Below are 12,394 nucleotides of genomic sequence, written 5' to 3'. Positions count from 1 at the left end.
CGTGCCGGAATACCCTCCCCTGCTCGCAGGGGAGGGCAGGGGTGGGGTTCACGCTGCGACGAACTCCCGGAAGCGCCGTATCAGACCGGCACCTGCGCCAATTGCGCCAGCCGGCGCACCGCGACCGAGGCGATCGGGTAGTCCGCATTCTGGGTGAGGATTTCCGCCAGCATGCCGCGGGTATACTGCAAGGTGGCGTCGTCGCGCTGCAGCCATGCCTGCACCGGCGAGATGTCCCTGCTGCCGCCGCCGAGGCTGAGCACCTGCAGCGCCAGCGCCCGGTGCTGGTGGTTGAGCTCGTCCAGCAGCGAGCCACGGGCCTGGGCGTGCCAGTGGCCTTCCACCGGCAGCGCCTCGATCTGGTCGCGCAGCCATTCCAGGTCCAGCGCCTCGCCCAGTTCGAAGAACACGCCGGCGACCTTCTCGATCGACTGGCCGCTCTGCTGGCTCACCTCGACCATGTCCAGCGCGGCGCGCAGCTCCGGCAAGCGGGCCATCCGCAGCGCCAGCTCCGCCGGCAGGCCCAGGCCTTCCCACTTCTCCTGGCTGGAGGAGAAATCGCCCTTGCCGGTCGCCGTCAGCACCTCCGGCAGCGCCTTGCGCAGGGCCGACACGCCGGCCTGGTAGCGCTCGACGTTGGCGGCGATGTCCAGCGAGCCGCCGGGGCGGTTCAGCAGCCAGCGCGTCATGTGCCGCAGCAGCGACCAGATCTGCTTGATCGCGTCGATCTGGGTGTCCTCGGCGACCTTGGCGTCCAGCGCCTCGATCTCGGCCCACAGCTCGCGCGCCTCGAGGATCTCGCGCGCCGCGGTGTACGCCTTGGCGATCGCCGCCGGGCCCTGCCCGGTGTCTTCCTGCATGCGCATCATGAAGGTGGCGCCCATGCGGTTGATCGTCGAGTTGGTCACCGCGGTGGCGATGATCTCGCGCTTCAACCGGTGGCGCTGCATGTGCGCGGCGTAGGTTTCGTGCAGCGGCAGCGGGAAGTAGCGCACCAGCTCCTTCGACAGGTACGGGTCCTCCGGCACGTCCGAGTCCAGCAATTGCTGGAACAGGCGGATCTTGTCGTAGGACAGCAGCACCGCCAGCTCCGGCCGGGTCAGGCCCAAGCCACGGCTCTTGCGCTCGGTCAGCTCGGCCTCGCCGGGCAGGTTCTCGACCTGACGGTCGAGCGTGCCTTCGGCCTCCAGCGTGCGGATGAAGTGCGCCATCGAGCCGATGCGATGCACCGACTGGTGCTCCATCAGGGTGATCGCCTGGTTCTGCCGGTAGTTGTCCCACAGCACCAGCTGGGCCACCTCGTCGGTCATCGCGGCGAGCTGGGCGTTGCGCGCGTCGAAGCCGAGCTCGCCGCGCTGCACGGCGTCGTTGAGCAGGATCTTGATGTTCACCTCGTGGTCGGAGGTGTCCACGCCGGCGGAGTTGTCGATGAAGTCGGTGTTCAGCAGCACGCCATGCTGCGCCGCCTCGATGCGGCCCTTCTGGGTCATGCCCAGGTTGCCGCCCTCGCCGATGATCTTCGCGCGCACGTCGGCGCCGTTGATGCGCAGCGCGTTGTTGGCACGGTCGCTCACCTCGGCGTGCGTTTCACCGGACGACTTGATGTAGGTGCCGATGCCGCCGTTGAAGATCAGGTCCACTGGTGCCTTAAGGATCGCGCTGAGCAGGTCGCTCGGCGCCAGCTGCTCGACCTCGGGTTTGAGCCCCAGCACCGCGCGCATCTCCGGCGACAGCGGAATCGACTTGGCGCTGCGCGGGTAGATGCCGCCACCGGCGGAGATCAGCGATTTGTCGTAGTCGTCCCAGCTCGAGCGCGGCACGTCGAACATGCGCTTGCGCTCGACGAACGAGCGGGCCGCATCCGGGTTCGGGTCGAGGAACACGTGGCGATGGTCGAACGCGGCCACCAGCAGGGTGTGCTCGGACAGCAGCATGCCGTTGCCGAACACGTCGCCGGACATGTCGCCGATGCCCACGCAGGTGAAGTCCTGCGTCTGGCAATCGCGGCCGAGCGCGCGGAAATGACGCTTCACCGACTCCCACGCGCCACGGGCAGTGATGCCCATGCCCTTGTGGTCGTAGCCGTGCGAGCCGCCGGAGGCGAATGCGTCGCCGAGCCAGTAGTTGTGCTCGATCGAGATCGCGTTGGCAATGTCGGAGAACTTGGCGGTGCCCTTGTCGGCAGCCACCACCAGGTAGGGGTCGTCCGCGTCGTGGCGCACCACGTCGTGCGGGTGCACCACCTTGCCGTCGACCAGGTTGTCGGTGACGTCGAGCAGGCCGTTGATGAACAGGCGGTAGCAGGCGATGCCCTCGGCCAGTACCGCGTCGCGATCGCTGGCGGCCGGGGACTTCTTGACGAAGAAGCCGCCCTTGGAACCGACCGGCACGATCACCGTGTTCTTCACCATCTGCGCCTTGACCAGGCCCAGCACCTCGGTGCGGAAATCCTCGCGGCGGTCGGACCAGCGCAGGCCGCCGCGCGCCACCGCGCCGAAGCGCAGGTGAATGCCCTCGACGCGCGGCGCGCACACCCAGATCTCGCGGTACGGCACCGGCTTGGGCAGGCCGGGCACGGCATGCGAGTCGAGCTTGTAGCTGATGTAGTCGCGGTACGCGCCGTCCCACTGCTGGAAGAAGCTGGTGCGCAAGGTGGCGCGGATCAGCTTCACGAAGCCGCGCAGGATGCGGTCCTCGTCGAGGCTGGCCACGTTCTCCAGTAGGATGCCGACCAAGCTCTCCACCGCCTGGACCTGCTCGTCGCGCGGCTTCGACAGCGACCCGGCCAGCTCGCCGATCAGGCCCGGCTGCGCGGCCTGCACGTTGCCCGGGATCAGCGCCAGCATCTCGGCGGCGAGGGTCGCACCGGCGGCCTGCAATTCGTCGGCGGAAAGCGCCTCGCGGCGCGGATCGAACTTGGCCAGGAACAGCTCCACCAGCAGCCCGGCGATCGCCGGATAGCGGTTCAGAGTTTCCTCCATGTACGACTGCGAGAAGGTGGCGCCGGTCTGCAGCAGGTACTTGCAGTAGCCGCGCAGCATCGCCACCTGACGCCAGCTCAGCTTGGCGCCGAGCACCAGCCGGTTGAAGCCGTCGTTTTCGGCGTTGCCGCGCCAGATCTGCTCGAAGGCGTCCTCGAACAGCGCACCGACCTGCTCCACGCCGAAGGTGAGCTTGCCGACCGGCTGCACCTCGAAGTCCTGGATCGACAGCGGCGCCTCGCCGGAAACCTCGTAGACATGCTCGGTGAGCACGCGCAGGCCGAGGTTCTCCAGCTGCGGCAGCACTTCGGACAACGCGATGTCGCCACCGGAGCGGTAGACCTTGAAGCGCAGCGTCTCGGGCGCCTTCGGCGGGTGGTAGAACGACATCCGCAGCGCGTTGTCGCCGACCAGCTGCGAGAGCTGGTACACGTCCTCGGCGGCCACCGCGGGGCTGACGTCCTCGATGTAGCCGGCCGGCAGCGCGCGCGCGTAGCGGTTGGCCAGCACCACGCCCTCGTGCTCGCCGCGCAGGCGCACCAGCGCGTCGCGCACCTCGTCGTGCCAGTTGCGCACGATGCTGGCCACGCCCTGCTCCAGCTCGGCCAGGTCGTAGGACGGGTGGTCGCCGATCTTCGGCCGCAGCACGATGGTCAGCCGCGCCAGCACGGCCTCGCCCATCTGCACCGAGGAATCGCTCTGCTCGGCGTGCAGCGCCGTGCGCAGCAGCGACTCGATACGCTCGCGCACCGAGGTGTTGAAGCGGTCGCGCGGCACGAACACCATGCAGGTGAAGAAACGGCCGTAGCGGTCGCGGCGCATGAACAGCCGCGTGCGCGCGCGCTGGCGCAGTTCGAGGATGCCCATCGCGGTGGCGAACAACTCGTCCTCGGTGCTCTGGAACAGTTCCTCGCGCGGCAGGGTTTCCAGGATGTGGCGCAGCGACCTGCCGGAGTACGAGTCGCGCTTGAGGCCCGAGCGCGCCAGCACCGCTTCCGCCTTGTGCCGCACCAGCGGCACGTCCTGCGGGCGGGCCATGTAGGCGTTGGAGGAGAACAGGCCGAGGAAGCGCTGTTCGGCCACCGCACGGCCGTCGGCGCCGAACTGCAGCACGCCGATGTAATCCATGTAGCCGGTGCGGTGCACGCGCGAGCGCGCGTTGGTTTTGGTCAGGATGATCGCGTCGATGGCGCCCGATTGCGGCAGCTCGCTGGCGGCCAGCGTGCTCAGCGAGCGCGGCGCCATCGAGCGTTCGTTGCTGCGCAAGATGCCCAGGCCGGACGATTCGACCGCCCGCAGCACGCGGTCGCCGTCGGCGTCGGCGACTTCGTATTCGCGGTAGCCGAGGAAGGTGAAGTTGTCGGCGGCGATCCAGCGCATGAACTCGCTGGCTTCCTGCACCGAGGCGGTATCCAGCGGCAGCTTGCGCTGCGGCAGTTGGTTGGCCACCGCCAGCGCCTTGTCGCGCATCGCCGACCAGTCGCCCACCGCGGCACGCACGTCTTCCAGCGCGGCGGCAACCTGCCCTTCCAGCTGCGCCTGTTCGGCGGCATCAGCCACCCGGTCGATCTCGAAATGCATCAGCGATTCGGCGCTGCCGGCGGCGCCGCCAAGGCCGAGCAGCTTGCCGGAAGCGTCGCGCGCCACCTTCAGCGCCGGGTGGATCACCACATGGATCTGCAGCTTCGCCGAGACGACCATGCTGACCGTGTCGACCAGGAACGGCATGTCGTCGGTGACGATCTGCAGCAGGCTGCGGCCAGCCTGCACGTCCGCCGGACTGAGCACGCGCACGCAGGCCTGGCCTTCACGGCGCTTCTGCATGAACTCCAGCAAGCTGCCGACCAGCGCCGCCCATTGCACCGGTGTGTGCAGATGCGCGTCGCCGCCCCCGACCCGTGCAAAGAAAGCCTCGCAGAAAACCTGCGCTTCACTCAGGCGCTCGGGCGAAAAACCGCCCCTTTTCAGCTCGGCGAATACTACTGACGAAAGGGAAGGGTCGTTCGCTGCAGGGGTCGCATTCATGGCATCTTCTGATTGATGGAGACGATGATGGGTGTGGCGGGTATAAAGCCTTGGAAGGATACGCCGCGGGATAAGGCGAATCCAGCCGCGCACCCCGTCGCGGCCATGCACGCGCGCATGGTTTCGCGCCCGGCCGCGAGCGATGTCCACGGTGCCGCGAAGTGCACCGCGGCAATCGACGCACCGCGAAAAACTGCGTTGTCCGGCAAGCCGGCGTGATGACTCCGGCAGCGCCGGTCGGTCCGCTTGCCCCAGCACGTGTCCAGACCGTCATGCCCCCTGTCAATGGCTGGATTCGCGGTCTCCATAAAATGTAAACTGGTCGGTATAGTCTGAGTCCACACCGTTTTGCGCAGCGCTTTGCGGAGCAGATGCCGCTTCGAGGCACGACAACTCCCCATCGCGCCAACCTATGACACAGGACACGTCGAACGCTTTGCTGTATCCCGTCTACGGGATCCGGCCATGCATCCGACGTCACCCCCTATCCCCGTTCCAACAAGTTCTGGAGTTTCCATGAAGTCCTCATCACTGAGCACACCCTTGCTGTGCCTGAGCCTGTTGGCGCTGGCCGCCTGCGGCAAAGGCAAGGAACAGGGGCCGCCGCAAAAAATGCCGCCGCCGGAAGTCGGCGTGATCCAGGTGCAGCCACAAAACTCGCCGCTGACCAGGAACCTGGTCGGCCGGCTGTCGGCCTATCGCAGCGCCGACGTGCGCGCCCGCGTGGCCGGCGTGCTGCTCAAGCGCGCGTACAGCGAAGGCACCAACGTCAAGCAGGGCCAGCTACTGTTCCAGATCGACCCGGCCCCGCTGAAGGCCACGCTGAACGCTGCCCAGGCCTCACTGGCGCAGGCCCAGGCCACCTGGACCAACAACAAGATCACCGCCGCGCGCGTGCACGAGCTGGCGCCCAAGGGCTACGTGTCCAGGTCGGATCTGGACAACGCCCTGGCCGCCGAGCGCACCGCCGCCGCCGCCGTGCAGGCCGCGCAGGCGAACGTGCAGACCGCGCGCATCAACCTCGGCTACGCCAGCGTCAGTGCGCCGATCGCCGGTCGTGCCGGCCAGCAGCAGGTCACCGAGGGCGCGCTGGTCGGCAATGGCGAGGCCACGTTGCTCACCACGGTCGATCAGGTCGACCCGATGTACGTGAACTTCACCATGAGCGTGGATTCAATGGATCAGATGCGCCGCGCGCAGAGCAGCGGCAACGTCACCCTGACCGAACAGGACAAGGCCAGCGTGCAGATCGCCCTGCCCGACGGCAGCGCCTATGGCGAACCGGGCGTGCTGGACTTCTCCGACATCGCGGTCAACCCGGCCACCGGCGCGGTCAACCTGCGCGCGGTGGTGCCGAACCCGAAACACAGCCTGCTGCCGGGCATGTACGTGACGCTGAAGGCCAACCTCGGCCAGCAGCACAACGTGTTCATTGTTCCGCAGCAGGCGGTGCAGCGCGACACCGGCGGCACCTATGTGATGACGATCGGCAAGGACGGCAACGTCAAGCGCAAGAGCGTCACCACCACCGACATGCGCGACGGCAACTGGGTCGTCAGCGACGGCCTCGCCGCCGGCGACCAGATCATCGTGTCCGGATTGCAGAAAGTGAAGGACGGCGCGCCGGCCAAGTCCACTCCGTGGAAGCCGGCGACCACCAACGGATCCGTCACCGCCAGTGCTCCGGGCGCCGCCCCGAACGCCAAGTAACGGAGCCCGACCATGCCAAGTTTCTTCATCGACCGCCCGATCTTCGCGTGGGTGGTAGCCATCCTGATCGCGCTGGGCGGCGTACTGTCCATCCTCAACCTGGGCGTGGAGTCATACCCTTCGGTCGCCCCGCCGTCGGTCGTGGTCAACGCCGTCTACCCGGGCGCCAGCGCGGATACCACCGAGAAGAACGTCACCCAGGTGATCGAGCAACAGCTGACCGGCATCGATCACCTGCTGTACTTCAGCTCCTCGTCCAGTTCCAGCGGCCGCGCCAGCATCACGCTGACCTTCGAGAACGGCACCAACCCGGACATCGCCCAGGTGCAGGTGCAGAACAAGGTTTCGCTGGCTACGCCGCGCCTGCCCTCCGAGGTGACCAAGCAGGGTGTGGTGGTGGCCAAGGCCAACACCGGCTTCCTCGAGGTGGTCGCGCTGCGTTCGGACAACCCGGCGATCGACCGCGCCCGCCTCAACGACATCGTGGCGTCGCAGGTGCTCGACCAGATCGCGCGCGTGCCCGGCGTCGGCAGCACCCAGCAGTTCGGCGGCGAATACGCCATGCGCATCTGGCTGGACCCGGACAAGCTGCAGGGCTACGGCCTGTCGGCCAGCCAGGCGCTGGCCGCGGTCACCGCGCAGAACGTGCAGTTCGCGGCCGGCTCGCTGGGTTCCGACCCGGCGGCGAACGGCCAGGGCATCAGCGTCACCGTGGCTACCGAGGGCCGCTTCACCACGCCAGAGCAGTTCGAGAACATCATCCTGCGCGCCAACAACGACGGCACCACGGTCAAGCTCGGCGACGTGGCCTGGGTCAGCTTCGGCGCCGGCGTGTACGGCTTCAACACCACCTACAACGGCTTGCCGGTGGCGGCGTTCGCGATCCAGCTACTGCCCGGCGCCAACGCGCTGGACGTGGCCACCGCGGTGCACGGCAAGATGGACGAGCTGGCAGGCAGCTTCCCGCAGGGCGTCAGCTGGTTCACTCCGTACGACTCGACCACCTTCGTCAAGGTGTCGGTCAACGAGGTGGTGCATACGCTGATCGAGGCGATCGTCCTCGTGTTCCTGGTGATGCTGATCTTCCTGCAGAACATCCGCGCCACCATCATTCCCACCCTGGTGATCCCGGTGGCCCTGCTCGGCACCTTCATCGGCATGCTGCTGCTCGGCTTCACCATCAACCAGCTGACCCTGTTCGGCATGGTGCTGGCGATCGGCATCGTGGTCGACGACGCGATCGTGGTGATCGAGAACGTCGAACGCATCATGACCGAGGATGGCCTGTCGCCGAAGGAGGCCACCAAGAAGGCAATGGGCCAGATCACCGGCGCCGTGGTCGGCATCACCGTGGTGCTGATCGCGGTGTTCGTGCCGTCGTCATTCCAGCCGGGTGCCGCGGGCGTGATCTACAAGCAGTTCGCGCTGACCATCGCGATGTCGGTGGCGTTCTCCGCCTTCCTCGCGCTGTCGTTCACGCCGGCGCTGTGCGCCAGCTTCCTGACGCCGGTCCACGAAGAGAAGAAAAACTTCGTGTTCCGCTGGTTCAACACCGCGTTCGGGAAGATCACCCACACCTACACCGGCCACATCGGCAGCGCCGTGCGCCACGCGCCGCGCTGGGTGATGGTGTTCGTGCTGATCAGCGTGCTGACCGGCTTTCTGTACACCCGCCTGCCCGGCAGCTTTCTGCCCGAGGAGGACCAGGGCTTCGCGTTGGCGGTCGTGCAGCTGCCGCCCGGTGCCAGTCTGCAACGTACCAACGCGGTCATGAGGCAGATACTCACCGTGTTGAAGCAGGACCCCGCCGTCGATGGCGTCGTCCAGATCGCGGGCTTCAGCTTCCTCGGCATGGGCGAAAACGTGGGCATGTCCTTCATCCGGCTCAAACCCTGGGGTGAGCGTGGCTGGGCGCCGGATCAAAAGGCGGCACAGGAGCAACACGACAAGCTGGTCAAGGAGGGCAAGGCCAAGCCGATCGACCTGGGCGTCACCGCCGCGGAATTCATCCAGCGCGCGAACGGGGCCGTGCAATCGGTGCGCGACGCGCAGATCTTCATCGTCAACGTGCCGACGGTGCAGGGCCTGGGCCAGTTCGGCGGCTTCGACATGTACCTGCAGGACCGCGGCGGCACCGGGCGTGATGCGCTCACCGCTGCCCGCAACACCCTGCTTGGTGCGGCCAGCCAGAATCCGCTGCTGGTCGGCGTGCGCCCGAACGGGCTGGAGGACGCGCCGCAACTGCGCCTTGACGTCGACCGTACCCAGGCACTGTCGATGGGACTGTCAGTGGGCGACATCTACAACGCGATCAGCCTCATGCTGGCGCCGGTGTACGTCAACGACTTCTCCTACGGCGGTCGCGTCAAGCGCGTGATCATGCAGGCCGACTCGCCCCACCGGATGGGCCCGGAGGCATTCCAGCACATCTTCACGCCCAGCACGCGGACCAATGCCGACGGCACCCCGCAGATGATCCCGCTGTCCAACGTGGTGCAGGCGAAGTGGCAGATGGCGTCGCCATCGCTGGTCCGCTACAACGGCTACTCGGCGGTCGAGATCGTCGGCTCGCCGGCGCCGGGTCACGCCTCGGGCGAGGCGATGAACATCATGCAGAAAATCGTCAGCGACGACCTGCCCCACGGCTTCGGCTATGACTGGACCGGCCAGTCGTACCAGGAAATCCTCTCCGGCAACACGGCGATCCTGCTGATGGTGCTGTCGGTGGTGATCGTGTTCCTGTGCCTGACCGCGCTGTACGAGAGCTGGTCGATCCCGGTATCGGTGCTGCTGGTGGTGCCGCTGGGCATCCTCGGCGCGGTGGTGTTCACCCTGCTGCGCGGCCTCCCCGATGACATCTATTTCAAGATCGGCGTGATCACGGTGATGGGCCTGGCCGCGAAGAACGCAATCCTGATCGTGGAATTCGCGGTGATCGAGCAGCGCCAGGGACGCACCTTGCGCGAAGCCGTGGTGGACGCGGCCCGGCTGCGACTGCGGCCGATCCTGATGACCTCGATCGCGTTCATCGGCGGCGTGTTCCCGCTGTTCGTCTCCACCGGCGCCGGCGCCAACGCGCGCCATGCGATCGGCACCGGCGTGATCGGCGGCATGCTGTTCGCCACCTTCCTCGGCGTACTGCTGATCCCGGTGTTCTACGTGGTGGTGCGCCGGCTGCTCGGCGACAAGCTGGACGGCCACGAGCATCCGGCCATCCAGGGGCCGCACACGTTCGACTCTGATCCGCGACGCGGGCAGTGAGAGCCAGGAATCGGGAATAGGGAATAGGAAGAGCCCGCCACGCAGGCTCCAGACAAAAAACGCCCCGGCATCAGCCGGGGCGTTTTGTTTCCATCTGAAGCGGCGGGACCTCAGTCAGCCGGGTTGCATCGAGCCGCGACGCTCTTTCGATTCCCTATTCCCAGCCTCACCGCAACCCAGTCTCCGCCCGCGCGATCACCATGCGCTGGATCTCGCTGGTGCCTTCGTAGATCTCGGTGATCTTGGCGTCGCGGAAGTAGCGTTCCAGCGGCATCTCCTTCGAATAGCCCATGCCGCCGTGGATCTGCACCGCCTGATGGGCGATCCACATCGCCGCCTCCGAGGCGGTGAGCTTGGCCACCGCCGCCTCGGTGCCGAAGCGGCCGCCGTGCTTCTCGGTCTCGCCCTTGGTCCAGGCCGCGCGCAGGGTCAGCAGGGTCGCCGCGTCCAGCTTGCACTTCATGTCGGCGATCTTCGACTGCGTCATCTGGAAGCTGCCGATCGGCTGGCCGAACGCCTTGCGGTCACGCGACCACTGCAGCGTGGCCTCGTACGCGGCGCGGGCGATGCCAACCGCCTGCGAGGCGATGCCGATGCGGCCGGCGTCGAGCACGCCCATGGCGATCGAGAAGCCCCTGCCCTCCTCGCCCAGCAGGTTCTCCTTCGGCAGCACGTAGTCGGTGAACTCGATCTCGCAAGTGGCCGAAGCACGGATGCCCAGCTTCGGCTCGGTCTTGCCAGCGTGGAAGCCCGGCAGCTGGGTGTCGATGATGAAGGCCGATACGCCCTTGGCGCCGATGCCCGGCGTCGAGATGGCGAACAGCACGATGTAGCGCGCCACCGGGCCGGAAGTGATCCAGCTCTTCTTGCCGTTGATCACCCAGTCGCCGTTGGCGTTCTTCGTGGCGCGGGTGTGCATGGCCGAGGCGTCGGAGCCGGACTGCGGCTCGGTCAGCGCGTAGGCGCCGATCGCTTCGCCGGTGGCGATCGCGCGCACGTACTTCTGCTTCTGCTCCTCGTTGCCGTGCTTGAGGATGCCGTTGCAGAACAGCGAATTGTTCACGCTCATCACGGTCGCGGTGGCGGCGTCGGCAGCGGCGATCTCGATCATCGCCAGCACGTAGGCGATCGGGTCCATGCCCGCGCCGCCGTAGGCCTCCGGCACCTCGATGCCCATCAGGCCGAGCCGGCCCATCTCGCGGATGTTCTCCAACGGGAACTCGCCCTTTGCGTCCAGCTCGGCGGCCACCGGCACGATGCGCTTTTGCGCAAAATCACGGGCAACCGACTGGATCGACAACTGGTCTTCGGTAAAACGGAAATCCACGGGCGGGCTCCTTGAGGCAATCGAGCCGCCGATTTTAGCGGGAAATGGCCTGCCGACTCGCCGACCCGCGCTTGACGTATCGCAAGGCGCGGCCTAGCCTATACATCTTTGTATCGCGATACAGGGATAACCGATGGATCTGGCCACCGCTTCCAGCGTGCTGCGCCTGTTGGCCGACCCCACCCGTGTGCGCCTGCTGGCCCTGCTCGAACGCGAGGAGCTCACCGTAGCCGAACTGGCCGCGGTGCTGCACCTGGCGCAGCCGCGCGTGTCCACCCACCTGGCCAAGCTGAAGGAAGCCGGCCTGGTGCGCGACCGCCGCGCCGGCGTTTCCGCCTACTACCGCGCCAACAACGAGGGCGACGCAGCCCAGCACGACCTGCTCGCCTCGCTGCGCGCCAGCATCGACGACGCGCTGCTGCGCGAGGACGCGGCGCGCCTGCCCGGCGTGCTGGCCAACCGTGCCCGCGAGGAAGGCTGGGCCGACACCGTCGCCGGCGACATGGAGCGCCACTACTCGCCCGGCCGCACCTGGGAAACGCTGGCCCGTTCGTTGCTGCAGCTGCTGGAGACCGGCGACGTGCTCGACATCGCCTCCGGCGACGGCATCACCGCCGAGCTGCTGGCGCCGCACGCGCACTCCATCGTTTGCGTGGATTCCAGCGAGCGCGTGGTCGAGGCCGCCGCGAAACGGCTCAAGGCGTTCGCCAACGTGCGCGTGGTCCGCGGCGACATGCATGCGCTGGAACTGGGCCAGCAGCGCTTCGACCTGGTGCTGATGCTGCACGCGCTGACCTACGCCGAACGCCCGGCCAAGGCGGTGGCCGAGGCCGCGCGCCTGCTGCGCCCCGGCGGCCGCCTGCTGGCCGTGACGCTCGGCCAGCACGACCACCGCGCCGCGGTGGAGCCGTTCGACCACCGCAACCTCGGCTTCAGCGGCGAACAGCTCGATGGCTACGCCCGTGCCGCCGGCCTCGACGTGCTGAGCTGCAACCGGCTCAGCCGCGAGCGCAAGGCGCCCCATTTCGAAGTGATCAGCCTGCTGGCGCGCAAGCGCGCCTGAACACCGCCGCGCCGCCCGACACCGTTG

General features: G+C 67.4%; 5 protein-coding genes. 3 read left to right on the top strand and 2 right to left on the bottom strand.

Going from position 1 to position 12,394, the window contains the following annotated elements:
- Window positions 1-80: 80 nt before the first annotated feature.
- Window positions 81-5,006 carry an NAD-glutamate dehydrogenase gene (locus LRK53_RS07945; protein WP_027491372.1) on the bottom strand — a complete coding sequence of 1,642 codons (4,926 nt, stop codon included), beginning with the start codon at window positions 5,004-5,006 and terminating at the stop codon, window positions 81-83.
- Between the two features lie 516 nt (window positions 5,007-5,522).
- On the opposite strand from LRK53_RS07945, the gene LRK53_RS07940 reads away from it, so the two are divergent.
- Both LRK53_RS07940 and LRK53_RS07935 read left to right on the top strand, forming a co-directional pair.
- Window positions 5,523-6,716, top strand: a complete 1,194-nt coding sequence (locus tag LRK53_RS07940) for an efflux RND transporter periplasmic adaptor subunit (protein WP_037088806.1) — start codon at window positions 5,523-5,525, stop codon at window positions 6,714-6,716.
- Window positions 6,717-6,728: 12 nt separating this feature from the next.
- The gene (locus tag LRK53_RS07935) at window positions 6,729-9,977 is read left to right on the top strand and encodes an efflux RND transporter permease subunit (protein ID WP_027491374.1); all 3,249 of its coding nucleotides are present in this window, start codon (window positions 6,729-6,731) and stop codon (window positions 9,975-9,977) included.
- 166 nt (window positions 9,978-10,143) lie between these two features.
- Here LRK53_RS07935 and LRK53_RS07930 read toward each other — a convergent pair whose 3' ends face one another.
- A complete protein-coding gene (locus tag LRK53_RS07930) occupies window positions 10,144-11,337 on the bottom strand; it encodes an acyl-CoA dehydrogenase family protein (RefSeq protein WP_425504550.1) in 1,194 nt (397 codons plus the stop codon).
- Window positions 11,338-11,437: 100 nt separating this feature from the next.
- Here LRK53_RS07930 and LRK53_RS07925 point away from each other — a divergent pair, with 100 nt between their 5' ends.
- Entirely contained in the window at window positions 11,438-12,367 is a 930-nt protein-coding gene (locus tag LRK53_RS07925; RefSeq protein ID WP_027491376.1) for an ArsR/SmtB family transcription factor, read from the top strand.
- Window positions 12,368-12,394: the final 27 nt, after the last annotated feature.

The sequence above is a fragment of the Rhodanobacter thiooxydans genome, assembly GCF_021545845.1.
In the GTDB taxonomy this organism is placed as follows: domain Bacteria; phylum Pseudomonadota; class Gammaproteobacteria; order Xanthomonadales; family Rhodanobacteraceae; genus Rhodanobacter.
This window is presented reverse-complemented; position numbering and strand designations above follow the sequence as displayed.

Excerpts from the sequence above, each read along its gene's own strand:
- LRK53_RS07945 (WP_027491372.1), bottom strand. The coding sequence starts at position 5,006 with ATGAATGCGACCCCTGCAGCGAACGACCCTTCCCTTTCGTCAGTAGTA.
- LRK53_RS07940 (WP_037088806.1), top strand. The coding sequence starts at position 5,523 with ATGAAGTCCTCATCACTGAGCACACCCTTGCTGTGCCTGAGCCTGTTG.
- LRK53_RS07935 (WP_027491374.1), top strand. The coding sequence starts at position 6,729 with ATGCCAAGTTTCTTCATCGACCGCCCGATCTTCGCGTGGGTGGTAGCC.
- LRK53_RS07925 (WP_027491376.1), top strand. The coding sequence starts at position 11,438 with ATGGATCTGGCCACCGCTTCCAGCGTGCTGCGCCTGTTGGCCGACCCC.